The 23910-nt window shown below is 62.9% G+C and carries 32 protein-coding genes and 1 pseudogene; 14 read left to right on the top strand and 19 right to left on the bottom strand.

What is annotated here, in order from left to right; translation table 11 throughout:
- Positions 1-110: 110 nt before the first annotated feature.
- Together PCA20602_RS11000 and PCA20602_RS10995 are read right to left on the bottom strand one after the other, a co-directional pair.
- Positions 111-407 (bottom strand): YciI-like protein, encoded by a 297-nt coding sequence (locus PCA20602_RS11000; protein WP_150721263.1) that lies wholly within the window; start codon positions 405-407, stop codon positions 111-113.
- Between the two features lie 40 nt (positions 408-447).
- Positions 448-1170, bottom strand: a complete 723-nt coding sequence (locus PCA20602_RS10995) for an AraC family transcriptional regulator (RefSeq protein ID WP_069344026.1) — start codon at positions 1168-1170, stop codon at positions 448-450.
- Between the two features lie 133 nt (positions 1171-1303).
- On the opposite strand from PCA20602_RS10995, the gene PCA20602_RS10990 reads away from it, so the two are divergent.
- A complete protein-coding gene (locus tag PCA20602_RS10990) occupies positions 1304-2260 on the top strand; it encodes a DMT family transporter (protein WP_242559307.1) in 957 nt (318 codons plus the stop codon).
- Between the two features lie 126 nt (positions 2261-2386).
- On the opposite strand, the gene PCA20602_RS10985 is transcribed toward PCA20602_RS10990, so the two are convergent.
- The 4 genes from PCA20602_RS10985 to PCA20602_RS10970 form a co-directional block, all read right to left on the bottom strand.
- Positions 2387-2704, bottom strand: a complete 318-nt coding sequence (locus tag PCA20602_RS10985; protein WP_069343994.1) for a VOC family protein — start codon at positions 2702-2704, stop codon at positions 2387-2389.
- A gap of 138 nt (positions 2705-2842) precedes the next feature.
- Complete coding sequence (locus tag PCA20602_RS10980) at positions 2843-3361, bottom strand: hypothetical protein (RefSeq protein WP_150721262.1); 519 nt, start codon at positions 3359-3361, stop codon at positions 2843-2845.
- A 185-nt stretch (positions 3362-3546) separates the two neighbouring features.
- Positions 3547-4308: a 3-oxoacyl-ACP reductase gene (locus PCA20602_RS10975; protein ID WP_150721261.1), complete on the bottom strand. Its 762-nt coding sequence runs from the start codon at positions 4306-4308 to the stop codon at positions 3547-3549.
- Positions 4309-4401: 93 nt separating this feature from the next.
- Positions 4402-5136, bottom strand: a complete 735-nt coding sequence (locus PCA20602_RS10970; protein WP_150721260.1) for a YoaK family protein — start codon at positions 5134-5136, stop codon at positions 4402-4404.
- Between the two features lie 237 nt (positions 5137-5373).
- Between PCA20602_RS10970 and PCA20602_RS10965 the strand changes: the two genes are divergently transcribed.
- The 4 genes and pseudogenes from PCA20602_RS10965 (at position 5374) to PCA20602_RS10950 (ending at position 6747) form a co-directional block, all read left to right on the top strand.
- Entirely contained in the window at positions 5374-5583 is a 210-nt protein-coding gene (locus PCA20602_RS10965; protein ID WP_150721259.1) for a TOBE domain-containing protein, read from the top strand.
- 107 nt (positions 5584-5690) lie between these two features.
- A pseudogene (locus PCA20602_RS10960) lies at positions 5691-5969 on the top strand (nitrogen fixation protein NifQ); the annotation flags it as partial.
- 34 nt (positions 5970-6003) lie between these two features.
- A complete protein-coding gene (locus tag PCA20602_RS10955) occupies positions 6004-6264 on the top strand; it encodes a hypothetical protein (RefSeq protein WP_150721257.1) in 261 nt (86 codons plus the stop codon).
- A gap of 30 nt (positions 6265-6294) precedes the next feature.
- Positions 6295-6747 (top strand): hypothetical protein, encoded by a 453-nt coding sequence (locus PCA20602_RS10950; RefSeq protein WP_150721256.1) that lies wholly within the window; start codon positions 6295-6297, stop codon positions 6745-6747.
- A gap of 76 nt (positions 6748-6823) precedes the next feature.
- Here the strand turns inward: PCA20602_RS10950 and PCA20602_RS10945 are convergent, their stop codons facing one another.
- Together PCA20602_RS10945 and PCA20602_RS10940 are read right to left on the bottom strand one after the other, a co-directional pair.
- Positions 6824-7657, bottom strand: a complete 834-nt coding sequence (locus tag PCA20602_RS10945; protein ID WP_150721255.1) for a hypothetical protein — start codon at positions 7655-7657, stop codon at positions 6824-6826.
- Between the two features lie 60 nt (positions 7658-7717).
- A complete protein-coding gene (locus PCA20602_RS10940; protein WP_150721254.1) occupies positions 7718-8464 on the bottom strand; it encodes a hypothetical protein in 747 nt (248 codons plus the stop codon).
- Between the two features lie 201 nt (positions 8465-8665).
- On the opposite strand from PCA20602_RS10940, the gene PCA20602_RS10935 reads away from it, so the two are divergent.
- Complete coding sequence (locus PCA20602_RS10935) at positions 8666-9187, top strand: DUF1993 domain-containing protein (protein WP_150721253.1); 522 nt, start codon at positions 8666-8668, stop codon at positions 9185-9187.
- A 117-nt stretch (positions 9188-9304) separates the two neighbouring features.
- Here the strand turns inward: PCA20602_RS10935 and PCA20602_RS10930 are convergent, their stop codons facing one another.
- Both PCA20602_RS10930 and PCA20602_RS10925 read right to left on the bottom strand, forming a co-directional pair.
- Positions 9305-9835: a GNAT family N-acetyltransferase gene (locus PCA20602_RS10930; RefSeq protein ID WP_150721252.1), complete on the bottom strand. Its 531-nt coding sequence runs from the start codon at positions 9833-9835 to the stop codon at positions 9305-9307.
- A complete protein-coding gene (locus tag PCA20602_RS10925) occupies positions 9832-10521 on the bottom strand; it encodes a type 1 glutamine amidotransferase domain-containing protein (RefSeq protein WP_150721251.1) in 690 nt (229 codons plus the stop codon). Before PCA20602_RS10925 ends, PCA20602_RS10930 begins: the two co-directional genes overlap by 4 nt.
- A gap of 95 nt (positions 10522-10616) precedes the next feature.
- Here PCA20602_RS10925 and PCA20602_RS10920 point away from each other — a divergent pair, with 95 nt between their 5' ends.
- Complete coding sequence (locus PCA20602_RS10920; protein WP_150721250.1) at positions 10617-11231, top strand: glutathione S-transferase; 615 nt, start codon at positions 10617-10619, stop codon at positions 11229-11231.
- Between the two features lie 113 nt (positions 11232-11344).
- Here PCA20602_RS10920 and PCA20602_RS10915 read toward each other — a convergent pair whose 3' ends face one another.
- The 3 genes from PCA20602_RS10915 to PCA20602_RS10905 all read right to left on the bottom strand — a co-directional run bounded on the left by PCA20602_RS10915 (position 11345) and on the right by PCA20602_RS10905 (position 13640).
- On the bottom strand, positions 11345-12106 hold the full coding sequence (locus PCA20602_RS10915) for an ABC transporter permease (protein ID WP_069344005.1): 762 nt from the start codon (positions 12104-12106) through the stop codon (positions 11345-11347).
- Between the two features lie 8 nt (positions 12107-12114).
- On the bottom strand, positions 12115-13044 hold the full coding sequence (locus PCA20602_RS10910) for an ABC transporter ATP-binding protein (protein WP_069344006.1): 930 nt from the start codon (positions 13042-13044) through the stop codon (positions 12115-12117).
- Between the two features lie 167 nt (positions 13045-13211).
- Complete coding sequence (locus PCA20602_RS10905; protein ID WP_150721249.1) at positions 13212-13640, bottom strand: VOC family protein; 429 nt, start codon at positions 13638-13640, stop codon at positions 13212-13214.
- Between the two features lie 218 nt (positions 13641-13858).
- On the opposite strand from PCA20602_RS10905, the gene PCA20602_RS10900 reads away from it, so the two are divergent.
- On the top strand, positions 13859-14512 hold the full coding sequence (locus tag PCA20602_RS10900) for a TetR/AcrR family transcriptional regulator (RefSeq protein ID WP_150721248.1): 654 nt from the start codon (positions 13859-13861) through the stop codon (positions 14510-14512).
- 24 nt (positions 14513-14536) lie between these two features.
- Here the strand turns inward: PCA20602_RS10900 and PCA20602_RS10895 are convergent, their stop codons facing one another.
- The gene (locus PCA20602_RS10895) at positions 14537-15442 is read right to left on the bottom strand and encodes a LysR family transcriptional regulator (RefSeq protein ID WP_150721247.1); all 906 of its coding nucleotides are present in this window, start codon (positions 15440-15442) and stop codon (positions 14537-14539) included.
- Between the two features lie 133 nt (positions 15443-15575).
- Between PCA20602_RS10895 and PCA20602_RS10890 the strand changes: the two genes are divergently transcribed.
- Positions 15576-16334, top strand: a complete 759-nt coding sequence (locus tag PCA20602_RS10890) for an SDR family NAD(P)-dependent oxidoreductase (RefSeq protein ID WP_150721246.1) — start codon at positions 15576-15578, stop codon at positions 16332-16334.
- A 76-nt stretch (positions 16335-16410) separates the two neighbouring features.
- Here PCA20602_RS10890 and PCA20602_RS10885 read toward each other — a convergent pair whose 3' ends face one another.
- The 4 genes from PCA20602_RS10885 to PCA20602_RS25605 all read right to left on the bottom strand — a co-directional run bounded on the left by PCA20602_RS10885 (position 16411) and on the right by PCA20602_RS25605 (position 18581).
- Entirely contained in the window at positions 16411-17367 is a 957-nt protein-coding gene (locus tag PCA20602_RS10885) for a DMT family transporter (protein WP_150721245.1), read from the bottom strand.
- Positions 17360-17854 (bottom strand): Lrp/AsnC family transcriptional regulator, encoded by a 495-nt coding sequence (locus tag PCA20602_RS10880; protein WP_150721244.1) that lies wholly within the window; start codon positions 17852-17854, stop codon positions 17360-17362. The genes PCA20602_RS10885 and PCA20602_RS10880 overlap by 8 nt, the downstream gene beginning before the upstream one ends.
- An 83-nt stretch (positions 17855-17937) precedes the next feature.
- Complete coding sequence (locus PCA20602_RS10875) at positions 17938-18420, bottom strand: SRPBCC family protein (protein WP_150721243.1); 483 nt, start codon at positions 18418-18420, stop codon at positions 17938-17940.
- Positions 18417-18581, bottom strand: coding sequence for a hypothetical protein (locus tag PCA20602_RS25605; protein WP_174980979.1), 165 nt, complete (start codon positions 18579-18581; stop codon positions 18417-18419). The genes PCA20602_RS10875 and PCA20602_RS25605 overlap by 4 nt, the downstream gene beginning before the upstream one ends.
- 55 nt (positions 18582-18636) lie before the next feature.
- Here PCA20602_RS25605 and PCA20602_RS10870 point away from each other — a divergent pair, with 55 nt between their 5' ends.
- The 5 genes from PCA20602_RS10870 to PCA20602_RS10855 all read left to right on the top strand — a co-directional run bounded on the left by PCA20602_RS10870 (position 18637) and on the right by PCA20602_RS10855 (position 22999).
- Positions 18637-18885 carry an NAD(P)H-dependent oxidoreductase gene (locus tag PCA20602_RS10870; protein WP_174980977.1) on the top strand — a complete coding sequence of 83 codons (249 nt, stop codon included), beginning with the start codon at positions 18637-18639 and terminating at the stop codon, positions 18883-18885.
- A 21-nt stretch (positions 18886-18906) separates the two neighbouring features.
- A complete protein-coding gene (locus PCA20602_RS25600) occupies positions 18907-19068 on the top strand; it encodes a hypothetical protein (RefSeq protein ID WP_174980975.1) in 162 nt (53 codons plus the stop codon).
- A 231-nt stretch (positions 19069-19299) separates the two neighbouring features.
- On the top strand, positions 19300-21507 hold the full coding sequence (locus PCA20602_RS10865) for a TonB-dependent siderophore receptor (RefSeq protein WP_150721241.1): 2208 nt from the start codon (positions 19300-19302) through the stop codon (positions 21505-21507).
- Positions 21508-21699: 192 nt separating this feature from the next.
- On the top strand, positions 21700-22284 hold the full coding sequence (locus PCA20602_RS10860) for a TetR/AcrR family transcriptional regulator (RefSeq protein WP_150721240.1): 585 nt from the start codon (positions 21700-21702) through the stop codon (positions 22282-22284).
- Positions 22285-22573: 289 nt separating this feature from the next.
- The gene (locus PCA20602_RS10855) at positions 22574-22999 is read left to right on the top strand and encodes an organic hydroperoxide resistance protein (protein WP_150721239.1); all 426 of its coding nucleotides are present in this window, start codon (positions 22574-22576) and stop codon (positions 22997-22999) included.
- A gap of 106 nt (positions 23000-23105) precedes the next feature.
- On the opposite strand, the gene PCA20602_RS10850 is transcribed toward PCA20602_RS10855, so the two are convergent.
- A complete protein-coding gene (locus PCA20602_RS10850) occupies positions 23106-23786 on the bottom strand; it encodes a DUF1439 domain-containing protein (RefSeq protein ID WP_246182122.1) in 681 nt (226 codons plus the stop codon).
- Positions 23787-23910: the final 124 nt, after the last annotated feature.

Genomic DNA, 23910 nt, shown 5'->3' with positions numbered 1-23910 from the left:
ATTCGCGGAAAGCTCCGGAAGCACGACGTACGATCGGTTGTCGAGAAACGCGCTTGGTTTAACCACCAAGCGCGTTTTGTTTTTTGTGCGCCGACATTCTCTGCGCAGATTCACCGCACCGGTGTGCTGGCCGTCTTCCCAACGACCGTTCTCCACGGTCGCACGCGCCACGATTTCACAAGTCCATTCACCACGTACGGATCGGCCTTCGCAAACGCTTCGGCCGCTGCTGGCGATTCTCCTTCGAAGAGCAGTGCCGCCGCGTCCACTGGCGATTCCAGCGCACCGGCGAGTAGCAGTTCGCCGCGTTCAGTGGCAGCCCAGGCGAGCGCCAGATGGGCGTCGCGGTATTCGCCGCGACGCTCGAGGTAATCGTCGACGAGGTCGTAAGTCAGCAGGTAATGCATGTCGATATCTCCTGTCCGATGACATGTCGGCGTGTCGCCGTCATCGATAAAAAGCCGAGGGTGGCACGCCGAAATGGCGTTTGAACATGGCGGCGAATGCGCTCTGGCTGGCGTAGCCATGGTCGAGCGCCACGTTCACGATTTTCTCCCCACGCGCTAACGCTTCCAATGCTTGCAGCAGGCGCGCCTGCTGACGCCAGCGTCCGAACGTGAGTCCTGTTTCCGCAGAAAAGCGACGTTGAAACGTCTTCGCCGACAGACCGGCTTTCCCGGCCCAGTCGTCGATGGTCGCATCTTCGCAGGGCGACTGCCTCAAGTGGTCGCACACGCGTAGCAAGCGTTTGTCCGTCGGCCACGGCAGGTACAGCGGCAGCACCGGCAGCGCAATCAGTTCGTCGAGCAACAGGCGCATGAGGCGGGCGTCGCGTGAATCCGGCGCATAGTCGGGCGGCACGGCGATGGCGGCCAGAATCAGCTCGCGCATGAGCGGCGTGATCTCCACGACGCAACTCGTGTCGGGCAACGGTTCGCTGCCGGGTTCGACGAATACCGTGCGGATCTTCACGGTGCCGCTCATCTGCACCGTATGTTCCAGCCCGGCGGCGAGCCACACGCCGCGCGTCGGCGGCACCACCCAGCGGCCCGAGGCCGACGCGATGATCATCACCCCTTCGATGGCATATAACAATTGCCCGCGCCGGTGCGAATGCGAGGCAATGAACTCGTTGTGCGCGTAATCGATCGCCATGGCCGCCATCGGCATGGGCGTGCTTTCGAAGTGCAGATGACGCGTGACGCGAGGATCGGTAATCCGGCGGATGGTCGACACGAGGTGTCCTTTTCAAGACAGGTTTCGTGATTTTAGCGTGAGACGGTCCGTGGCGGTATGCCTGACGATGGCGCTTCCTTTATCAAACCTGTGGGAATTCGTCATGGGGTACTTCCTGTATCCGCTGGGCGCCATGTTGTTATGGGCCGGCAATGTCATCGTCTCCAAGCTTTCTGCCACGACCATTGCGCCGTCGGCCATTACGTTCTACCGGCTGGTGCTGGCGCTAGCCGTCATGACGCCGTTCGTGATTCGTCCGCTCGCGCGCAACTGGCATCACGTGCGCCCGCAACTCGCCAAGCTCGGTTTCCTCGGCTTTCTGAGCATGTCGTTCTATCAGAGCCTGTCTTATCTCGCTGCGCACAGCACGACCGCGACCAACATGGCGATCGTGACGGCGCTCGCGCCGCTGCTCACGCTGCTGTGGAGCACCGTGCTGCTGCGTGAGCCGCCCACGCTCGGCATGCTCGTCGGCGGGTTGCTCTCGCTCGCGGGTCTCGTCTACCTGATCGGTCAAGGGCATCCGTCGCGGTTGCTCGATGGTGGCATGCATCTGGGCGACATCCTGATGCTGATTGCGTCGGCGTCGTATGGGTTGTACAGCGTGCTGCTGCGTCGCTGGCATGTCGCGGTGCCCCCGGCTCAGTCGACGTACGTGCAGGCCTGGGCGGCGCTCATCACGATGATTCCGATGCTGGCGATGGTGCCCGCCGGACAGGCGCAACTGAACGCCGCGACGGTGCCGCTGGTGCTGTATGCCGGGTTGGGGGCGTCGATCGTGCTGCCGATCCTGTGGATTCAGGGCATCCGGCATCTGGGGCCGAACCGGTGCAGCATGTTCATCAATGTGCTGCCGGTGATGACGGCCGCGATTGCCGTGGTGCTGCTGGGCGAGCAACTGCACATGTTCCACGTGATCGGCGGGGGTGTGGCGCTCGTCGGCGTGTTCATCGCGCAGCGGTGGCAGCGCCCGCTGCCAGGTTTCGGCGGTGTGCCGGACGAGTCGGACGAAGTACCTGCCTGATCCTGACCTGCGCCGGATTCGACGCCGGCGCAAGCCGGCTTCGAGCCCCGCGTTGTATGTGGTGTGCGCAGGTTGCCGGGGGGCGCCTGCGCACACTGGGGCCCATCAGGGCAGGGCGGGCGGACCTCAGACGTCGCGCACCGCGACCCCGTAAGTGCTCACTATGCGGCGATCCTGTTCCGCCGCGGAGAAGGCTTCCCACAGCAGACCATTACAGTCGGTGCTGCTCGAATATTCGGGGGCATCGTCGTCCTCAAAGCCAACGTGCCGCAACTCGCCGGCGCGCGACGGCGACAGATTGATCGAAAAATTCAGCAGATCGGTGCGCCACATGGCGTACGCGCCCGGCACGACGGCCGACGGCGCTTGCCCGAGACGGACGGAATAATCGGCGATGGACGCATCGAGGTCTCGCACGGCGAGCGCGATGTGGAAGCGTTTCATGGGGTCTCCTGACGTTGGATGTGATGGGGTGTCGCCTGCGAAGGGGCGAAAACCATCATAGAGATCGTCAGAAAGGCCAGCCAGACGGTCGGTTATCCCGGTATCCGCAGTGATGGGATAAGTCGAGTCAGCGAGCGCTCACTGGGGCCGCTGAAAATCGTTCTCCACCCACGCGCGGGCGCTGTTACGCGAGAGCTTGAACGACGGCGGCACTTTCACCGACGCAATGGTTTCGCCGAACCGGTCGATGGCGCTGAGCATGGCGTACGGATCGTAGTCGTCGGGCACGATGTCCAGGGTGACGTCGATATCGCCGTCCGGCCCGTCGACGCTCACTCGCTTGTGCAACTGCGCGTGCAATTGCTGCTCGTGACGTCGCAACACTTCGGCAGCCGTTTTCACCAGCGTATGGAAGGCGCCGACGTCGAGCGGTTTCGGATTCTTCTTGTCGCGTCCCATCGTCCAGGGGCCTACTAGCGCGGGCTCCGACTCGCCGTCCTTGAACATGGCCACGGCCCAGCCGTCGTCTTCCTCGTTCTTGACGACCTTCGCCGTCCATCCGTCATCGCGCCAGAGGCGATCTTCGTGGATGGCATCGGTGCTATTGGCGGTGTCGTCAGTCGTGGGGAGGTCGGTGGGGGAGGAAGTTGCGGTCACTGTCGGCGTTCGGGATGGGCGGATGAGAAGGTGCGGGCGGCAGGCCTCGACGAATACCGAAGCGTGCGCTTACCAAGATCGCGATTTTACCGTGTCCGGCGGATGTGCGGTCGCGTTCAGCGCATTGCGTAGAGACATCGGCATCCTGACGCGCAGGATGCCGACCTCAAGACGACTTCCCGGGCTCAGCCCTTCACCAGCCCGCCGTCGACGATCAGGTTCTGCCCCGTCACGGCGCGAGCCCACGGCGAGAGGAAATACAGCACGGCGTCGGCGAACTCCTCCGGCGTGGTGACGCGGCGCAGCGGCGTGAGTCCCGCGATCAGGTCGAACACCGCTTCCGGCGTGGCCGAGCTGGCGTCGGTCACGCGCAACAGGCCGCCCGAGACCATGTTGACGGTGATGCCGTCGGGGCCAAGATCGTTGGAGGCGGTGCGCGTAAGCGCGAGCAGGGCGGCTTTGGCGGTCGTGTAATCGTGATACGGCACGACGGGGTTCTGGAACAAGTTAGTGCCCACGTTCACGATGCGGCCGAAGCCCGCTTCGCGCATGCCGGGCAATGCGGCCTGCATGGTGTTGAGCGCACCCTTGACGGCGCCTTCGAGTTGCTGCGAGAAGCGCGACCACGAGATGTCCGCGAGCTTGGGGCGCGCGTCGCCATCGAAACGGAAGTCGGCCAGCGCGTTGTTCACGACCGAGACGATCGGGCTGCCGATGCGCTCATGGGCTTCGGCGAAAAGACGGGCGACGGCTTTTTCGTCGGTGACATCCGCCTGCAACGCGATGGCGCGCTCACCAAGCGACTCGGCCAACGTGCGTGCAGCCACATCGCTGCGCAGATAGTTGATGACGACACCCGCGCCCTCACGCGCAACGGCCCGCGTAATCGAGGCGCCCAGCCCACGTGCCCCGCCGGTGACGAGTACCCACTGCGAATCCAGCTTCATGACGATCTTCCCTGACGTTGTTGCGCTTCGTAGCGCTTTGTTGCGCAGCTCATTGCGCTATTCACGGCACGAATCATCGCATGAATGGCCCCGCTATTCGTTGGCCGCCGCCAGCGCGGCGAGCAGCACTACCGGCAACAGCACGCTCCAGAAGCCGGTGCCGTGATACGCAAAGCCGCCGAGAATGGCGCCCACGGCGAACGCCGCCAGTGCGGGGAGCATCTTGCGAAGACGTGCCTTTGCAGCGGTGCCGTCGCCGCAGTTGCCACTGGCCAGTTCAACCATGTCGATCACGATCTGTGTGGTGTTGCCGGTCATGATGGTGGTCGGTGCGAGATCGGAGAGCACCAGACGTCCGATGGCGTTCTGGATGGCGAGGGCAGCCACACCGAACATGCCCGAGAGAATGGCGAGCGGGGCATCGGCCGAGATGATCGGCTGCGCGATCATGCCGATGATCATGAAGCCCAGCAGCAGCAACGTCTGCACGATGAGCAGCAAGCGTAACGGCCGTCGGTTGGTATTCGCAAAGCCCTGCACGACGAGCTTGACCATGGCGACGAAGATGACGAACACGGGCAGCGCCAGCAGCTTGGCAAGCACGCCGACGTGGGTGCTTGCCACGAGTTGCACGCCGATCATCACGAAGTTGCCCGTGACGTGCGCGGTGAACAGCCCGAACAGCGCGATGAAGCCGACCACGTCGATGTAACCGGCAACGAAGGCGAGTGTCATGCCGATGGCGGTGGGTTTGGAGAAGTGGCCGACCCATGTGCGGGCGAAGGTGGCGGCTTCGGTCGGCGAGGGGATATGGCGAGAGGTACCCATGGAGACTCCTGTGTCGGCATGTGACGGAGGCGGTGCGCAGGCTGATGAAGCATATCACCGGCTCGCGACGTCGCCCGTCGCGTGGACCCGCTATACTGCAACACGCCGACGGGACGATCTACCGTCCGAACGTCTTATTGCACCACCCTGCCGTCACCACATCGATGTGCTGCGCGACGACGGGTCGCCGCATCACACTGCGTGAAGGCTGTCACGCTCATCGACAGGAGACTTAGTATGAAAACCAGCCCACGCAATCAATTCACCGGTAAAGTCATTTCGTTGCAACGTGGCGCCGTGAACGACGAAGTCACGCTGCGCACCGACGCCGGTCAGGAAGTCGTGGCGGTCATCACGCACGAGAGCACCGTGAATCTGGGGTTGAAGGAAGGCAGCGCGGCGGCTGCGCTGGTCAAGGCGTCGAGCGTGATCCTCGCGGTGGCGTGAGCGACGGCGTCTCGATTTCGTCTCTACTCCGCATTTTATCGATTCGGATGTTCGGGACGTGAGTCGGCGTCAATTGACGTCAATCGGCATTGGCTGATATCCCGAATTCGAACCTCGCGACGGCTTGCCTGCGCCCCGATCATCTGTGGCGTGACCTCGGCCTGACCGGCCGCGACGACGTCACGGCGCTGCTCACTCACTTCTTCCCGTCGCTGGTGCTTGAGAATACGGAGAACCTGCGCTGGAAACGCTTTCTGGCGCAGATGTGTGCGCAGGCGTATGGTCGTGCGCCGGCACCCGCACCGGGTTGCCCGGGATGCGAAGCGTATGGGGAGTGTTATGCCCATTTGCGTGAAGTCGTTGTGCTGAAGCCTGCGGCAAAGTGACCGCCTGAGACGCGCGCTTGTCACGCTCGCGTTCGTGAAACAGGGCGGTCACGAGGGACATCAGACTTTCCGCGTTGCGGCCAACGATCGCGGCCATGTCATCGTCGCGATCGATAGACGTCGATTCCTTCAATGCCTCCATGGTCTGTCTGAGGCGATAGGCCATATCGCCCTCGTCGTCGTTGCGATGCAGCCCGATGATTTCGAGCGCTGCGAGCAGCACGGGGGCCTCGCACAGATATTGCTGCTGCATGGTGAGCAGACTGTCCGCGTTGATGTCGACCGCTGGACCTGATCCGCTGGCAGTCGCAGATGCGGCCGCCTCATGCAGGCGTTTCACGCCGATTTCGCGGAACGCGTCGGCGACGTCGTGCCCGTCGTAACGCAGCGACAGCAAGAGGCGCGACATGTCCTCCATATCCAGCATCAACGGCGTTTGGGAAGCCCATTGTGCGTTCGACGCGAACGCATGGTCTCCGATCTTGAAGGACAGGTGACTGTCTTTGTCGACGCACCATTGCAGTTGATGGAAATGCTGCGGCTCGACGTAGCGCGTCAAGCGGATGAAGGCGCTGAACTGCTCATGGGCGGTTTGTGCGTTCGCCATTTGAAAGATGGCGAGCTTGGCATCGACTTTATGGGTGCCGAAAACCCAGTCCTTGATGCGCCCCCAGAGGGTCGTGATCTCCGAATCGCTGCCGGCCGTCGCGCAGGCTTTGATGGTTTCGGCATCGAGGCTGCGGGGGACGTGGCCAATCAGGCTGAGTGGCGTAGCTGACATATTGATTGCATCTCTCCATTTGTCGCGCGCTCAGCGAGCCGAAGTGGCGTCGCGCGCGTAAGGTCTCAATCGTTCAGTCCCGGTCTCTGATCGCCGCCGCGATGTTCATCAGTTGATGAGCGTGCAGGTAGCATCGGTTCGCGAGATAGGTGTCGTGTCGACGCTCGAGGACCATGCGTTGCACGGTGCTGGCAACGTCCAGCGCCAGTTGACTGTCGTTGACTGCGCTGTCCAGTCCGAGGACGTGCAGGGCGTCGAGCAGGGCGGGAACCGCCATCGCCGCGCTGATGCAGACGCTGGAGTAAGCCGGATCGTCGGGGTGTCGCGCCAGCACGTTCAGCGGCAGACCGAATTGCTCCGATTCACTGAGCACGTCGTGATCGTTCAGCTTCAATGCGATCAACAGACGACAACTGTCGTCGAAACTGAGGGGTGCGGCCTGGTGCATGAATTCGGTCACGTCGCCTTTCATCGGGAACCGGCGGTCGCCGATCTGAAAGTCGAGTGCGTCGTCGGCCGACAGATTCCAACGCAGCAAATGGCTTTGCGCCGGCTCGATACAGGCCGCCAGTTGCGCGAACGCGCTGCATTGTTGCCTCGCATTTTCGGCGGTGGCCAGCCGGAAGATGGCGCGTTTGGCGTCTTCGTTGTGCGTGCCGAGAAAGTAGTCCTTCACGCGGCCCCAGAAACTGTCGAGTTCGTCTGCGTGAAGGACACTTGCGCATCGCTGAATGGTTGCCGCGCTTAAGGTGCGAGAGGAGGTGCCGGTCGGCAGAAGGGAAGTCATCGAAATGGTCATGCCTGGATAGTCAGTCAGCCCCGAAGGGGGGGGCCTTGAACGTGATGCGCGTGCGCCGGTGCGGGGCCTTCTTGAAGCCTCTCGCAGACCGGCGCTGCGGTATTTCATGAATCGACAAGTGTCGGCGAGTCGATCGGCACGATGGCGATCGCTGCGGCTTAACGATCTTTATCGATCGTCTTTCATGGCCGAGGCCAGTCGCACCAGATGTGCGGCGTTCTCCGCCATCGTTGCCGCGACCGAGCCGAGGCCGGTCTGTGCGAGTTGGTGCTCGGTTTCCTGCATGACTTCGAGCGCAAACTGACCGCTGGCGTCGTCCTGATCCAGACCGAGGACCTGAAGCGTGTCGAGCAGCGCGGGGAAATGGCTGAACCGCGTCTGGAAATCCTTGATGAGGACATGACGCATCGTGGCGCCGTACAGGTCGTTGTCCGTCGGGATATTGGAAAGCGGACTCAGGTCGAGTCCAAATTGCTGCGAACTCAACAGGACATGGTGATCGTTGAGGTGGAGCGTATTGAGCAGGCGGCAGCTTGCCGAGGTCGTCATGGGGACGGTGCCTTTCATGAAGTCCCCGATATCGTCCGGTACCGGAAATCGGTGCTCGCCGATCTGAAAGCCCTGGAATTCGCTGACGTCGAGTTTCCATGCCAGCTTGTGCCGGTCGCCTGGCTCGATGTAATAGGTCAGGGCGTTGAAGGCGTCGAATTGTTCGCGCGTCGTTTTCGCGTGAGACAGATCGTAGAGCGCGGCTTCCGCCGCGCATTTGTGCGTGCCGAGAACGAAATCCTTGACCTCGCTCCAGACATTCTTGAGGTCCTTCTTGCTGGCGGCGGTGGCACAGCGCTGAATGGTGGCGTTGCTCAGCGAGCGCGTGAAATGACCTTCCAGTGCGATGGGCAGGAGCGAACTCATGAGGGCGTATCCTTGTTTCGAGATGGCGAGAAGCGGTGCGCGATCGCGCTTGACAGAATTTTCGCTGCACGACGCGCTTCTGCATTTCAGGAATCGCCCGGTGCACGGCAAGAAAGTTTGTGCACTGATAGCATGTCTTTTTCGCACAATCCCTGCGCGCCCCCCGCGCAACGCGCTGTGCCAATTTTGAGGAGTCTCCCGATGTCGATTACCCTTTATCGCGCCACCATCCCCGTTTATCTCCGCGGTCTGAGCGTCATGGCTGATTACCTCAAGAAGGCGCGCGAACATTGCGCGGCCAAGTCGCTCGACCCGGACACGATCCTCAAGGCGAAGCTGGCCCCGGACATGCTCGATTTCATCGCGCAGATCCAGCGCGTGAGCGACACGGCGAAGTTCGCAGTGGCGCGTCTGACGGGCGTGGAGTCACCGAAGTTCGACGACGCGGAAACGTCGTTCGATCAGTTGATCGAGCGCATCGCCAACACCGAAGCGTTCATCGCGGGCATTCTCGAAGATCGTTTCGAAGGGGCGGAGTCGCGCCAGATCACGCTGAAGTTCAAGACGCAGCAAACGACGATGGACGCGGTCGATTACCTCTTCAAGTTCGCGCTGCCGAACTTCTATTTCCACGTGACCACGACGCACGACATTCTGCGTGCGCAAGGCGTGGAAGTCGGCAAGATGGATTACCTCGGACCGTTCGAGATGCAACCGGTCTGACGATCCGACGATCCGACGCGCGGATCGTCGGCAGGGCACCCATGCAAAAAAGCGGGCGCGACGTCATTGTCGCGCCCGCTTTTCATTGTCTGGCGTCGTTGCGCCGATTGCACGCGTTCAGTGCGTGGCAATCGGCAGATACATGCGAATGTCGTCGCAATAGCCGTTGCCCACGCGCATGGCATCCGGCTCGCGTCCGATCTCGACGAAACCGAACGACTGATACAGCCCGATGGCCGCGCGATTGTCGGCATTGACCTGCAACGTGATGTGTCGCAGTCCGGGTTGTGAGCGCGCCAGCGCGAGCGCCGCGTCGATCAGTGCGCGTCCGACACCGCGTCCCATGGCCTGTGCTTCGACGTACATGCCCCAGAGAAAACCCACGTGAGCGAAGTTCGGACGCGCCTGTCGGCCCAGCCCGACCACGCCGACCAACCGCTCGTTCTCGAACGCGCCGAAGACACCTGCGTCAGGGCGTACCGTCAGCCATTCGCGCACGCGCTCGACCGGCCAGTCCTTCTCTTCCGCATAGCTCGATCCGAACGCCTCCGGGTGTGCCTGCAAACCCGCAAGCCGCAGCGCCTGGAACGCCAGCGCATCGGCCGGCACCAGGCGCCGTACATCGACGGCTGCATCCAGTGTCCTCATGGCAGGCGAGGCTCCATCATGGCGAGCACCGTGCGCGCGGCTTCTTCAGACGAAGCCGGATTCTGCCCGGTGACGAGGCGCCCGTCGCCGACGACGTGCGATGCCCAGTTCTCCGCCTTCTCGTAGAGACCGCCGAGACGCCGCAATTCATCTTCGACGAGGAACGGCACCACGTCGGTGAGTCCGACGGCCGCCTCTTCGTCGTTGGTGAAGCCGGTCACATGACGTCCGCGCACCAGTGGCTCGCCATTCGCCGCGCGCACCTGACGCAGCACGCCCGGCGCGTGGCACACGAAGCCGATCGGCTTGCCTGCCCGCTCGAACGCTTCGATCAGGCGGATGGAATCCGGGTCCTGCGCGAGATCCCAGAGCGGGCCGTGGCCGCCGGGGTAGAAGACGGCGTCGTAGTCGTCGGCTTTGACGTCGGCGAGTTTCAGCGTATTGGCGAGGGCTTGTTGCGCATCGGTGTCGTCGCGAAAGCGTCGGGTGGCATCGGTCTGCGCATCGGGCTCGTCGCTCTTGGGATCGAGCGGCGGCTGTCCGCCGGCAGGCGACGCGAGCGTTACCGCGAGCCCTTCGTCGATGAACACGTAATACGGCGAGGCGAATTCTTCGAGCCAGAAGCCGGTCTTCTTGCCCGTGTCGCCGAGGCGGTCGTGCGAGGTCAGAACCATCAGGATGTTCATGAAGCATCTCCCTGTCGAATCAGCCATGCGACCCATTCTACCCGTCATGTATGATCGACGAAACCGGCGGTGACCGCCTTGCCAAGGAGCGAGACATGCAGTTGATTGGAATGCTGGATTCCCCATACGTGCGTCGCACGGCGATTTGCCTGAAGCTGCTCGGGCTCCCCTTCGAGCACCGTTCACTGTCCGTCTTCCGGACGTTCGACGAGTTTTCCGCCATCAACCCTGTCGTGAAAGCGCCCACGCTCGTCGCTGACGACGGCACGGTGCTCATGGACTCCACGCTGATTCTTCAGTACGTCGAGTCGCTGGTCGATCCCGAGCAGCGGCTGGTTCCGGTCGAACCGGCGGCACGGTTGCGTTCGTTACGACTGACGGGACTTGCGCTGGCGGCGTGCGAGAAGTCGGTGCAACTGGTCTACGAGCGCGAACTGCGTCCGAGCGAGAAGCGCCACACGCCGTGGACGGACCGCGTGCGCACGCAGGTTCACGCGGCGTTTCAGGGGCTGGAAAAGGAACTGGCGCAGGTGCCGGTCGAGGCCACACCGGATCGCATTGGCGAGCACGGTGTCGCGATTGCCGTGGCGTGGCGCTTCCACCAGATGATGCTGCCCGAAGTCGATTTCGGCAGCGCGTTTCCCGAGGTTGCCAACTTCTCGGCGGCAGCCGAAGCGTTGCCCGCGTTTCGCGAAACGCCGCCGATCTGACGTCGGGAGCGTTGGGGGGACGCAGAGCAGAAAGACGCCGGACATCGTGCTGTCCGGCGAATCATGTGGGCAGCCCGCCGGATACCGGGCGGGCCTGATGGACGTTGAGAGGATCAGCTCTTGAGGCGATAGCCCGTCTTGAACATCCACGCGACGATCGCAAGGAAGATCGCGAGGAACAGCAGCGTCATGCCGAGACTGACCGCCACGCTCACATCCGCCAGTCCGTAGAAGCTCCAGCGGAAGCCGCTGATGAGATACACGACCGGATTGAAAAGCGTGACGGCGCGCCAGAACGGCGGCAGGATGCTCGTCGAGTAGAAGCTGCCGCCAAGGAACGTGAGCGGCGTGATGATGAGCAACGGCACGAGTTGCAGCTTCTCGAAGCCATCGGCCCAGATGCCGATGATGAAGCCGAGCAGGCTGAACGTTACGGCGGTGAGCACGAGGAAGAAGATCATCCAGATCGGATGCTCGATGCGCAGCGGCACGAACAGCGCCGCCGTGCCCAGCATGATGACCCCGAGAATGATCGACTTCGTTGCCGCCGCCCCCACGTAGGCGCACACGATCTCCATGTAGGACACGGGCGCGGAGAGCACCTCGTAGATCGTGCCTGTGAAACGTGGGAAGTAGATGCCGAACGAGGCGTTCGTCACACTCTGCGTGAGCAGCGAGAGCATGATGAGGCCCGGCACGATGAACGCGCCGTACGGCACGCCTTCGATTTCGGGAATGCGCGAGCCGATGGCCGCGCCGAACACCACAAAGTACAGCGAGGTCGAGATGACCGGCGAGATGATGCTCTGCATCAGCGTGCGACGCGTGCGGGCCATCTCGAAGTTGTAGATCGCCCTGACGGCGTAGAAATTCATGGCGCGGCTCATCCTTCTTTTTTATGCACGAGCGAGACGAAGATGTCTTCGAGCGAGCTTTGCGTCGTGTGCAGATCCTTCACCGAAATGCCGGCGCGCTCCATGTCGCGCAGCAGCGAGGCGATGGACGTCTGCTCGATATTGGCGTCGTAGCTGAAGACGAGTTCGGTGCCGTTGTTGCCGAGCACCAGACCGTAACCGGCGAGGGCTTCGGGCACGGCTGCGATCGGCTCGGTCAGTTGCAGCGAGAGCTGCTTGCTGCCCATGTGCCGCATCAGTTCGGTCTTCTCCTGCACGAGCGTGATCTGCCCGCCGGTAATGATGCCCACGCGATCGGCCATTTCTTCGGCCTCTTCGATGTAGTGCGTGGTGAGGATCACGGTCACGCCGGTCTCGCGCAGCGACTGCACGAGACGCCACATGTCGCGTCGCAACTCGACGTCCACCCCGGCGGTCGGCTCGTCGAGGAACAGCACGCGCGGCTCGTGCGAGAGCGCCTTGGCGATCAGCACGCGACGCTTCATGCCTCCTGAGAGCTGCATGATGCGGCTGTCCTTCTTCTCCCACAGCGAGAGCGAGCGCAGCACCTTTTCGATGTGCGCCGGATTCGCCGGTTTGCCGAACAAACCCCGCGAGAAGGAGACGGTGGCCCACACGGATTCGAAGGAATCCGTGGTCAGCTCCTGCGGCACGAGGCCGATGGCTTCACGCGCGGCACGGTAATCCGTGACGATGTCGTGACCGTCGACGGTGACCGTGCCCGAGGTCGGACGCACGATGCCGCAGATGGTGCTGATGAGGGTCGTTTTGCCGGCGCCGTTCGGGCCGAGCAGGGCGAAGATCTCGCCGCGCTGGATTTCCAGGCTGACGTTCTTGAGTGCCTGGAACCCTGTCGCGTACGTCTTCGACAGATTTTTGATTGAGATAACGGATGGCATGGCGGCGACGATAGCACAGGCGCGAGGAACTTGTCGGACACGCCGGGCAGAAAAAAGAGGCGGGTGACGGAATCGTCGACAGAGGCGCAATCCTGCACACCCAGCCATCTCATCCGACACCCGCCGGGGCATTCGGTCACCCTTATGCCCACCCTTCAGCCAGTGCCTTAGCCCTTCGGCATTTCCTTGGGCACGATCACCATCCAGTTCATGCCGAAACGGTCCTTGACCATGCCGAACGTCTTCGCGAAGAACGTCTCGCCCAGCGGCATGTTGACCGAGCCGCCCTCGGCCAGCGCGTGGAACGCCTTCTCGGCCGCGCCCACTTCGGTGAAGTCCACCGACAGCGAGAAACCGTCGAACTTCGGCTGACCGCTCACCATGCCGTCGGACGCCATCACCATCGATTCGCCGATGAAGAACTCACCGTGCATGATCTTGTTCTCGCTGCCCGGCGGCAGCATGCCTTCGGGACACTGCTCCGGGCTGTCGCCGTAGCGCATGGCCATGCCGCGCTTCGCGCCCAGCGTCTTCACATAGAAATCCATGGCTTCTTCGCAACGACCTTCGAAAAACAGATAGGAATGAACTTGCATGGAGCGCTCCTCAATATGTCTGCGATAAACGGGCATTCGGGTGCCCGGGGAAGTGTCATCGGTCGAACGTCATCGGTACTTCAACAACCATAGTGCCTGCACAGGCGAGGCGCGAATGTGACGTCATCCACCGACCGATGATGCATTGCAACTTGCCATTGTGGACGGTGTACACAAACAATAGCAGACATAATGGACACTGTCCACAAGGGGTAGCAATGACAGAACAGGAAACAACGACCGGGCCGGCGCGGGCGACCTATCGCCACGGCGACCTGCGCCGGGCGTTGCTGGAAGCGGGGATCGCGCTCGCGCGCGACGGGGGACCGGATGCGGTGATCCTACGCGAGGCCACGCGGCGCGCCGGGGTGGTTCCCAATGCGGCTTACCGGCATTTCGCCAATCGTCAGGATCTGCTTGACGCGGTGCGCTCGGCGGCATTGGCCGAGCTGGCGGTGTTCATCGAGCATGAGCAGGCGTTGCTCGACGCAGCGTCGCTGCCTGACGGCGCGGCGCGCTCGCGCGCGGTGTTGCGTGGCGTGGGTATCGGCTATCTGCACTTCGCGCGCAGGCAGCCGGGGCTGTTCCGCACTGCGTTTGCGCCGTCGGAGAATGTACGTTCGGCCGGCGGGCCGGAGAAGGCGGGGGCGAGCGGATTGAATCCGTTCGAATTGCTGGGGGCGGCGCTCGACGGTATGGTGGCCGCCGGCATCGTGCGCCCTGAACAACGGCCGGGCGCCGAGTATCTCGCGTGGGCGGCGGTGCACGGCCTGTCGGTGCTGGTCATCGACGGCCCGCTGCGTGACTTGCCCGACGAACAGGTCGACGCGCTCGGGCAGCGGCTCGTCGCGATGGTCGAGCAGGGGCTGTAGTCGCGATAGCGCGCACGGGATGGGTCAGACGTTCGTCAGGCGCGGTGTGAGCAGGTCGGTGAGCCAGTTCATGAACGCCTGCGCGCGGCGCGGCAGATGCCGACGGTTGGCATAGAGCAGCGACACCGCGAGCGGCTCGGCCTGAAAGTCCGGCATCACTTCTTGCAGCGTGCCGTCCGCGATGTGAGCTCGCACACCGGATTCGGGGGCCTGAATCAGCCCGAGTCCGGCGAGGCAGGCGGCCTGATAGGCGTCGGCGTTATTCACCGTCAACACACCCTCCATCGGCCATTGTGCGTAGCGCTCGCCATCGAAATACTCCCAGCCTACGGGGCGCGTGCCCAATGTCGTCGTGTAATGGATCAGCCGGTGGCGACTAAGGTCTTCCAGCGTTTTCGGTACGCCGTAACGTTTGAGATACGCCGTGCTCGCCACGTTGATTTGCCGCATATGGCCCAGCGGACGCGCAATCAGCGTGGAGTCCGCGACTGCGCCCACGCGCAATACGCAATCGAAGCCTTCGCGCACGAGATCGACGCGCCGGTCGGTGCTCGACAGCTCGATGCGCAACGCCGGATGCTGCGCCAGAAACGACGGCAGTTGCGGGATCACGGTCGTGCGCGCCAGCGTGGCGGGAAGATCGACCCGCAGCCGTCCGGTGAGCGCTTCGTTCTGCGCGGCGAACATCGTCTCCCACTCCTCCATATCGGCGAGCAGGTCCTTGCAGCGTTCAAGGCAGGCCTGTCCGTCCTGCGTGAGCTGCACACGACGCGTGGTCCGATGCAGCAAGCGCGTGCCCAGCTTCGTTTCGAGTTGCTTGATGGCGTTGGACACGCTGGCGCGCGGCAGGCCGAGACTGTCGGCAGCCTGCGTGAAGCTGCCGGTCTCGGTAACGCGCACGAAGATGCGCATGGCGTCGAGCTGGTGCATGGGGGCGAGGGGGCATTCGTCGGGGCAGACGAACGATTGTTATTGGAATTTGATCAGTGTAATCAAATTCGCTGGATTTATTGGTGAAATTCAATGCAATAGGATGTTGAACATACATCCAAGGAGAATCACCATGACCCGTAAGATCGCTCTCATCACCGGTGGCAGCCGCGGCCTTGGCCGTGCTTCGGCGCTTGCTCTCGCCCATCGCGGCACTGATGTCATCCTCACCTATCGCAGCCAGCGCGAAGAAGCTGAGGCTGTAGTCGCCGAGATCGTCAAGCTGGGCGCAAACGCCGTGGCGCTGCCGCTCGACGCCTCGGATTCGTCTCAGTTCGCGCCATTCGCCGCTGAGGTCAAGCGTCTGCTAAAGGAAGTCTGGAAGCGCGACACGTTCGACTTCCTCGTGAACAACGCCGGCACCGGTCTGCACAAGGCGATCGTCGACACGACGGAAGACGAGTTCGATTTTCTGGTGCGTCTGCACCTGAAGGGGCCGTTCTTCCTCACGCAGACGTTGCTGCCGATGATTGCCGACGGCGGCCGCATTCTGAATGTATCGAGCGGTCTGGCCCGCTTCACGCTGCCGAACGCGTCGGCCTACGCCATGATGAAGGGCGGCATCGAAGTATTCTCGCGTTATCTGGCCAAGGAACTGGGCGCGCGCGGCATTCGCGCCAACACCATCGCGCCGGGGGCGATTGCCACGGACTTCAACGGCGGCACGGTGCGTGACAACGAGGCGGTGCACAAGATGGTCGCCAACAACATCGCGCTGGGCCGGGTCGGCGAAGCTGAAGATATCGGCGGTGTAGTGGCGGCGCTGCTGAGCGACGAGACTGGCTGGATCAACGGCCAGCGTGTCGAAGCGTCGGGCGGCATGATTCTCTGACGCGCGATGTGTCAGCGATGAGGGTCTCGGCGACTCGATGAGCCACCGAGACCCTCATCGATACCGACATCGACGATCAGCGGCGTGAGCGCATCGAACCGGACCAGGCCACGGCGCCGACGATGCACACGCCGCCGATCGCCATCTTGAGCGTGGGCGACGTGCCGAACAGCACCCACGCGAAGGCGATGGCATAGACCGGTTCGAGCGCGATCACCACGGCGGCCTGACTGGCCTTGACGGTGCGCAGCGCGTGAATGAACAGGGTGTAGGCGAGGGCGGTGCACACCACGCCCAGACATGCGAGCCAGCCCCATTGCACGACAGGCAACGTCAGGGCTTCGCGCCACGCGAACGGCCCGAGCACGATGAGAATGCCGAGGCATTGCCACCAACTCGCCTGTAACGGCGACGCCTGCGCGCCGAGCACCCGGTTCGATAGCGCAATGACGGCGTAAATCGCACCCGACAACACACCCCACGCGAGGCCGATCGTCGCACCCGCCTGCCAGTCGAAAGCGGGCGTCACGAGCGCGAGGCCGACGCAAACGAGGGCGATCACCCCCACGTCGCCCAACGACGGACGCTCACGGCGCAACGGCCATTCCAGCAGGATCACGAACGCAGGGAAACAAGCGAAGCCGAGTGTGCCGACGGCCACGCCCCCCGCCTTGATTGCGAGAAAGAACGCGAGCCAGTGCACGGCGAGCAGCACACCGGCGACGATGAGCCGCAAGGCGGACGCCGTCGAGATGCCACGCCACGGCGCACCGCCGGACAAGCGTGACGCGCTGCGCAGACCCGCCAGACCGGTGAGGGCGATGACGGTGAGCGCGAGCCACGAAAACAGGCCGCGCCCGAACACGATCATCGTGCTGCTCGCGGCGATGTGCTCGCCGAACAGCGCCGACGCCCCGAACAGCATCGCAGCCACATGCAGCGCGATCTGCTGGCTGGCGCCCCCTTGGCCGCCGCGTTGTGTCGGCAGGGGCGCGGCGGTACCGGCAGTGTCTGCGGCGCGGGCTTCAGGCATCGCCTGCCGCGGAGGCGTCGTGCGGATCGGGCACGGGTACGGCCGTGGTGTACATGACCTGCTTGAGCGCGAAGCTCGAACGGATATTGCGGATGCCCGGAATCCGCGAGATGCGATCAGTGATGAGCGTTTCGTACGCGGCCATGTCGCTGACCATGACCCGCAGCAGATAGTCGGCGTCGCCGGACATCAGGTAACACTCCATGACGTTCGGCAGGGCGGTCACGGCGGTTTCGAAGGCGTCGAGGCCGTCGCGATTCTGGTTTTCCAGCGTGACGTGGATGAATACGTTGATGTGCAACCCGAGGCGCGACGGATCGAGCAGCGTCACGCGCTGACGAATGTAACCCGCCGCTTCGAGCGCCTTGACGCGCGCCAGACACGGCGAGGGCGACAGGCTGACCCGCGAGGCGAGTTCAACGTTGGTGAGGCGGGCGTCGGCTTGCAGCTCCCGCAGAATCTTCAAATCAATGGCGTCGAGTTCCATACCACACTGCGCGCGTGCCCCGGATGGGGGCCGGCGTTCCGTTCAATTAGCCGCTCGGTAGGCGACAGTGCCGCGATATTAGCCTATTTGCGCGCGTTGCCGGTGGCGATGTCTTCACGCGCGCTCGCGTCGTTGTGCGGTCTCTTGAAATGCTCGCGCAGTTTCTCCAGCATCTGGTTCCAGCCAACGCCCAGACCGCGCGCGGAATGGTCGGCCGGCACGCGCTCGTGCGTCAAGACGAGTTCGCATTGCTGCTCGCCGCGCTCGAAAAGCTCGATCGTCACGAGCGTGCGCTGCTGATCCATACGAGAGGATAGCCACGTGAAGGCGAGTTTCGACGGGCGGTCCATCACCAGATACTCGCCGGTGTGAACATAATCGGCGCCCGCCGATTTCATGAAGATGTGAAAGCGTCCGCCCACGCGCGGTTCGAGCATCACGTCGCAATGCTTGACGGTACCCGGAAGCATCCATGCGCACATTCCGTCGGGATCGAGCCATGCATCGAACACTTCATCGCGCGAGGCCGGTAGCACTTTGCTCACGCGCACGGTCTGCAAGGTCATGGGGCCTCTCGCTTGCGCTTGTTCACCAGATGCGTTTCGAGCGCATCCATACGCGTTTGCCAGAAGTCGGCGTAGTAATCGAGCCAGGCCGACGCTTCCGCCATGCGGGTCGCGTCGAGTTCGCACGTGTGCTCGCGACCGCGAACCTCGCGTCGGATCAAACCCGCCTTCTCCAGCGTTTTCACGTGCTTGGAGATGGCATTCAGGAGAAACGAGATGGCAACACTCTTGCTGTCCGATGTGTTCACCGCAGAGTTGCATCAGGCGGACGATTACGTGATCGGGGTGCCGATGCACAACTGGGGGCCGTCGGCGAGTTTCAAGCTGTGGGTGGACCACATTGTGCGGCAGGGCGAGACGGTGCTGCCGACGGATACAGGGCCGCGCGGCCGCCTCGGTGGAAAGCGGGCGACCTTCGTCATCGCCGCGGGTGGGCACTACGGTGCGGGCGCCGCGATGGCCTAGCTGAACTTCATCGAACCGTGGTTGCGCACGTTGTTCGGCTATCTGGGCGTCGACGACATGCGGTTCGTGCTGGCGGACGGTGCGGTGAACGTACTGAATGGGACGCTCGAGCGAGAGGCGTTCCTCGCGCCTCACGTCGAGCAGGTGCGGCGCGAGGCAGTCTCGCCGGGTCGCCACGACTGACCGCTGCGACAGCGTCTGGCAGCGCCTTGCGAGGTGAGCGCTGCGTGGTGGCGTCCGGCGTGTCCCTTGACCGGTAAGGAAAGGAAATGTTGTTTTTCTGTGTTGTCGTTACCACGGAATAACAACATTTGTTGACGATGTGCGGTGACCTGATACTATCCTGCGCTGCGAATGAGAACGTTAACGATTCTCATTAATAAAAAAGCTTTCTGGATACTCGGGAATTCAAGCATGTCGTCCGCTCAGGTTTATCACGCCGGCCGCGCCTCGCGCGCGGCCATCCGCCCGCTGGCCCTCGCCGCCTTTCTGACCTTCGCCGCCGCGTGTTCCACGTCGGCGTTCGCACAGGCCACGCCTGACACGGCCGCTGCGGCTCCGGCTGCCGACGGTACTGCGCCGGCTGCGCTCAAGGCCACCACGGTGACGGAATCGGCGCTGCGCGAGACGCCGCAGAACCTCAAGCAGTCGGTGGCGGCTGGCGCGCTCGGTTCGCGCAGCCAGCTCGATACGCCTTTCTCGACGACGGTGGTGAGCCAGGAGCAACTGGAAAAGCGCATGCCGGCCAAGCTCGGCGACGTGTTCGTCACCGACGCCTCCGTGACCGACGGCAGTAACGCCTTCGACGCGTGGGCCGGCTACATCTACGTGCGCGGCATGCCCATCGACTGGCAATCGGGCTTCAAGCTCGACGGCATGCCTGTAATGACCTACGGCGTGACGATGCCGTACGAACAGTTCGACCGCGTGGAGTTGCTCAAGGGCCTGTCCGGCTTCATGTACGGCTTCGTGGCGCCGGGCGGCGTGGTGAACTACGTGACGAAGAAGCCGACGGACGAGCGCATCGCGAGCGTCGATGTCGGCTTTCAGTCGAAGGGCATCTGGCGTGAGCACGTTGACCTCGGCGGCCGTGCCGGTCCGAACGACATGTTCGGCGCCCGCCTGAACTACACCCACGAGGAAGGCCGCACATACACCGACGGCAATTTGAATCGCGATACGGTGTCGGTGGCCCTGGATGCGCGCATCACGTCCGACCTCACGTGGAACTTCGGCGCGATGTATCAGGACCGCCGTGCGACGGGGACATCGCCGTCGCTCTCTACTGCCTACTTCACGGGCAACCAGTTGCCGGGCCCGATCAACGTTTCCAACGCGAACCTCCAGACGCAGGCCACGCACCTGAACACGATTACGCAGTTCTACACGACGGGACTGCAATATCAGGTGAATCCGGACTGGAAGGTGTCGGCCAACTTCGCCTACAACAAGTCCACGCGCGACCGTAACGAAGCCACGCTGTATCTGCTCAACGGCGCGGGCGATTACCGTGGCCTGAACGATCTGGGCGATGAAATCAACACGTTCCACGCCTGGCAAGTGACGGCCGAAGGCAAGGTGCGCACCGGCCCGCTCACGCATCAACTGACGTTCGGCTACGCCTCGCAATATCAGACGAACGACTATGCGTATCTCTACAGCCCCGTGACGGCGAATCCGTCCGTTGCGTTCTCGACATACTCGGGCAATCTGTATCAGGGCGCGTCGTACCAGTTCTACGGTGACGGCACGCCGCTTCAGGCGCAACGCTCGAGCGCCATCGAGCAGAAGTCGGTCTTCGCGTCCGACACGGTCCAGATCACGGATCGTTTCTCGGTGCTCGCGGGCGGCCGCTTCACGAACTACGACCAGACCAACGCGCAGGGCCTGTCGACGTACTCGACGAACGGTGTGTTCACGCCCACGCTCGCCGCGATGTACAAGCTCACGGCGAACACCACCGCTTACGCGAGCTATGTGGAAGCGCTCGAAGCCGGTGAAGTCGTCGGCTCGACCTACGCCAATGCCGGCGCGGTGCTCAACCCGTTCAAGAGCCGTCAGTACGAAGTCGGCGTGAAGACGGAGCAGGCCACCTGGAGCACGACGGCGGCGCTCTTCCGTATCGAGCGTGGCGCGGTCTACACGAACAGCGCGAATGCGCGCGTGGCAGACGGTCAGTCGATCTATCAGGGGATCGAGCTAGCCGGTTCCGTGAAGCTCGGCTCGCAATGGACGGTCGGCGCCAGCGCCATGGCGCTCGACGCCTGGTACGCACGCACGTCGGGCGGCTTCGACGGCAACCGTGTCGGCGGTGCACCGCGCTTCGTGCTCTCGGGCAACGTCGAATACAAGATTCCGTACGTGCCGGGCCTGTCGGTCGGCGGTGACATCCGCTACAACGGCCGCACGTCGCTCAACCCGCAGAACTCGCTCACGGTGTCGGGCTACACGCTCATCAACCTCGGCGCGACGTATCGCACGCGCGTCGCCGGCAAGGACGTGACGCTGCGCGCTGCCGTGAGCAACCTCACGAACCGTCAGTACTGGGAGTACCAGTACGACAACTACATCAAGCCGGCCGACCCGCGCATGTTCAGCCTGAACGCCAAGATCGACTTCTGATCGATCCGGCGGATGTCCGACTGACGTCGGTCGTCATCACTTGCAGCACCTTCGACAGCGGCCTCCGGGCCGCTGTTTTTGCTTTCCGGTGCGACGGGCTAATGACTCGCTATCGATCTCATCGAAAGAATCCATCGGCACTTTCGAAAAAATGGCTTGACTATCTATCTACCAGTAGATAAAGTTCGTCACATGCACCGCACAACGACATCGCCTGCTGCATCGACCGTCAGAGAACAACTGCTGGATCAAGCGCAGATGTTCCTGATGACGCGAGGCTACAACGGCTTCAGCTATCGGGATCTGGCGGAGCGGGTCGGGGTGAAGACATCGAGCATTCATTACTATTTCCCGGCCAAGGAAGATCTGGTGCTCGAAGCGATCAAGGCGTACGACGCTTTCATCAGTGAAGGGCTGGCACAGATCGACGAGTCGCTGCCTGCACCGGAAAAGCTCGCGTTGTACTCGCAGGGGTTCGGGCGCATTGTCGAAGACGGCCACCGGATTTGCCTGTGCGGCATGCTGGCGGCGGACATCGAAACGTTGCCGGAGACGGTGCGCGAAGCGGTGCAACGATTCTTCGCGTTTCACGAAGCCTGGCTCGCACGTGTGCTGATGCAGGGTGAGGCCGACGGCACGTTGAAGCTGACATCATCACCCGAAGCCACCGCCCGTGCGCTGTTCGCCGGGTTTCAGGGGAGTGTGATGGCGTCGCGGTTGTTTCGTGCGCCGTCGCGGCTGGAGGATGTGGTCGCATCGGTGTGCGGGGTCGCCTGAGTGGCGGCACGCAGGCCAGAATCACAACGGGAGAGTTCTCCCGTTTATTTGGGGTCATTCATCTATCTATAAGTAGATAGATGGTGAAGTGTAAGAGGCAGGATCTAAGCAACATAGAAGCGGGACAAAACGGGACGAGCGGGGGTGTGAGGTTGCGCCCATGTTCACGAAAGGGGTCCCGCAGGTGCATTAAGATGACCGCTTGGCTTCAAGGCAACGCCACGACGGCGTGTCAGGTCAGGATGGTCGAAGTTTGGAAGTGAAATTTTCTACTTACCAGGAGTTCGTCATGTCGATCGAAAAAGTGTTGTACACCGCCCATGCCACCGCCACCGGAGGCCGTGATGGCCGTGCCGTCTCGTCCGACGGCGTGCTCGACGTCAAGCTGGTCGTGCCCAAGGAAATGGGTGGCCCCGGCGTTGGCGGCACGAACCCGGAACAACTGTTCGCGGCCGGCTACTCGGCTTGCTTCCTCGGCGCGCTGAAGTTCGTCGCCGGCAAGGAAAAGGTCGCGCTGCCTGCCGAGACGAAGATCGACGGCGCCGTGGGCATCGGCCAGATCCCGACCGGCTTCGGCATTCAGGCCGAACTGAAGATCAGCGTGCCGGGCGTGGACCGCGCCGTGGTCGAAGCGCTCGTGCAAAAGGCGCACATCGTGTGCCCGTACTCGAACGCCACGCGTGGCAACATCGACGTGACGCTGACGATCGTCTAAGACGGTCGACGTCTGCGGATGTGCAAAGGGCAGCCCTCGGGCTGCCCTTTTTGCTGTGCGATGCGTTGGCTGTCCGACAAGTCGACAGGCCGCCAGGCGTCGACGATCACTTCGTCTTCACTTCGACCTTGATGCCGTCGGGCAGCACGGTGATGGCGCCCGGTTCGACGTCGCGTCCGCCGTACTTCAGTTGTTCCGGCTTGAACGTGTAGATCGGGTACTGGTTGAGCACCTGTTGCGCGACGTTGCCGCCAATGGCCGTGAGTTGCTGGCCGTAGGCAGGCGGCATGCCGTTCACGTCCACGCGCTCGACGCTCGGGTTGTCGAGCAGCACGGCGCGCCTGACCGGGTCATACTTCAGTGCACTGGAAATCGCCAGCACGCCCTTGAGCGGCTGGCCTTGCAGCAACACGTTCTGCACCTGAGCGTCGACCTGCGTGTTGATGCGGTTCGCTTGCGGATTGAAGCCGATCTGCGGATGCGTGAGCTCGACGGAGAGCAACTGGCCGTAGTTGAGCGTGGTGGGAAAGCGCTTGTCGACGGCCGTCTCGATGTCCTTGCGCGTCATCGTGTACTCGCCGGTCCAGATGTTGTAGCCGGCTTCGGCCACGCGCATGAACGGCGTGAGCGTCATGCCGAGCAGGCCGCCGAGCGTCAGACGCAGGGTCGTGCGGCGCGACACGCCTGACTGGCCTGACACATCCAGGGTGTCCGATGCGCCGTCGGCAGACGTCGAACCGTTGATGCAAAGCGTGCGAGCGGTATTGCGGGAGCGTTGCGAAGTCATGTCGTGGGCGCCGGACAAGCGGGCGCGCGTTGAATCGTCGATGGTTTTGTGACTCGTCGGATGTGGAATCGTTCTGAACGCCGCGTTGATCCGTGCACCGGACATCCGGGACAAGACTTCACAA

It is taken from the genome of Pandoraea capi (assembly GCF_902459735.1).
GTDB lineage: Bacteria > Pseudomonadota > Gammaproteobacteria > Burkholderiales > Burkholderiaceae > Pandoraea > Pandoraea capi.
The sequence above is the reverse complement of the archived record's forward strand: the minus strand, read 5'-3'. Positions and strand labels throughout refer to the sequence as shown.

Coding starts and splice junctions, on each gene's coding strand:
- PCA20602_RS11000 (WP_150721263.1), bottom strand. CDS start 407: ATGCATTACCTGCTGACTTACGACCTCGTCGACGATTACCTCGAGCGT.
- PCA20602_RS10995 (WP_069344026.1), bottom strand. CDS start 1,170: ATGCCGATGGCGGCCATGGCGATCGATTACGCGCACAACGAGTTCATT.
- PCA20602_RS10990 (WP_242559307.1), top strand. CDS start 1,304: ATGGCGCTTCCTTTATCAAACCTGTGGGAATTCGTCATGGGGTACTTC.
- PCA20602_RS10985 (WP_069343994.1), bottom strand. CDS start 2,704: ATGAAACGCTTCCACATCGCGCTCGCCGTGCGAGACCTCGATGCGTCC.
- PCA20602_RS10975 (WP_150721261.1), bottom strand. CDS start 4,308: ATGAAGCTGGATTCGCAGTGGGTACTCGTCACCGGCGGGGCACGTGGG.
- PCA20602_RS10970 (WP_150721260.1), bottom strand. CDS start 5,136: ATGGGTACCTCTCGCCATATCCCCTCGCCGACCGAAGCCGCCACCTTC.
- PCA20602_RS10965 (WP_150721259.1), top strand. CDS start 5,374: ATGAAAACCAGCCCACGCAATCAATTCACCGGTAAAGTCATTTCGTTG.
- PCA20602_RS10950 (WP_150721256.1), top strand. CDS start 6,295: ATGCAGGCGTTTCACGCCGATTTCGCGGAACGCGTCGGCGACGTCGTG.
- PCA20602_RS10945 (WP_150721255.1), bottom strand. CDS start 7,657: ATGAAATACCGCAGCGCCGGTCTGCGAGAGGCTTCAAGAAGGCCCCGC.
- PCA20602_RS10940 (WP_150721254.1), bottom strand. CDS start 8,464: ATGAGTTCGCTCCTGCCCATCGCACTGGAAGGTCATTTCACGCGCTCG.
- PCA20602_RS10935 (WP_150721253.1), top strand. CDS start 8,666: ATGTCGATTACCCTTTATCGCGCCACCATCCCCGTTTATCTCCGCGGT.
- PCA20602_RS10930 (WP_150721252.1), bottom strand. CDS start 9,835: ATGAGGACACTGGATGCAGCCGTCGATGTACGGCGCCTGGTGCCGGCC.
- PCA20602_RS10925 (WP_150721251.1), bottom strand. CDS start 10,521: ATGAACATCCTGATGGTTCTGACCTCGCACGACCGCCTCGGCGACACG.
- PCA20602_RS10920 (WP_150721250.1), top strand. CDS start 10,617: ATGCAGTTGATTGGAATGCTGGATTCCCCATACGTGCGTCGCACGGCG.
- PCA20602_RS10915 (WP_069344005.1), bottom strand. CDS start 12,106: ATGAATTTCTACGCCGTCAGGGCGATCTACAACTTCGAGATGGCCCGC.
- PCA20602_RS10910 (WP_069344006.1), bottom strand. CDS start 13,044: ATGCCATCCGTTATCTCAATCAAAAATCTGTCGAAGACGTACGCGACA.
- PCA20602_RS10905 (WP_150721249.1), bottom strand. CDS start 13,640: ATGCAAGTTCATTCCTATCTGTTTTTCGAAGGTCGTTGCGAAGAAGCC.
- PCA20602_RS10900 (WP_150721248.1), top strand. CDS start 13,859: ATGACAGAACAGGAAACAACGACCGGGCCGGCGCGGGCGACCTATCGC.
- PCA20602_RS10895 (WP_150721247.1), bottom strand. CDS start 15,442: ATGCACCAGCTCGACGCCATGCGCATCTTCGTGCGCGTTACCGAGACC.
- PCA20602_RS10890 (WP_150721246.1), top strand. CDS start 15,576: ATGACCCGTAAGATCGCTCTCATCACCGGTGGCAGCCGCGGCCTTGGC.
- PCA20602_RS10885 (WP_150721245.1), bottom strand. CDS start 17,367: ATGCCTGAAGCCCGCGCCGCAGACACTGCCGGTACCGCCGCGCCCCTG.
- PCA20602_RS10880 (WP_150721244.1), bottom strand. CDS start 17,854: ATGGAACTCGACGCCATTGATTTGAAGATTCTGCGGGAGCTGCAAGCC.
- PCA20602_RS10875 (WP_150721243.1), bottom strand. CDS start 18,420: ATGACCTTGCAGACCGTGCGCGTGAGCAAAGTGCTACCGGCCTCGCGC.
- PCA20602_RS10870 (WP_174980977.1), top strand. CDS start 18,637: ATGGCAACACTCTTGCTGTCCGATGTGTTCACCGCAGAGTTGCATCAG.
- PCA20602_RS10865 (WP_150721241.1), top strand. CDS start 19,300: ATGTCGTCCGCTCAGGTTTATCACGCCGGCCGCGCCTCGCGCGCGGCC.
- PCA20602_RS10860 (WP_150721240.1), top strand. CDS start 21,700: ATGCACCGCACAACGACATCGCCTGCTGCATCGACCGTCAGAGAACAA.
- PCA20602_RS10855 (WP_150721239.1), top strand. CDS start 22,574: ATGTCGATCGAAAAAGTGTTGTACACCGCCCATGCCACCGCCACCGGA.
- PCA20602_RS10850 (WP_246182122.1), bottom strand. CDS start 23,786: ATGACTTCGCAACGCTCCCGCAATACCGCTCGCACGCTTTGCATCAAC.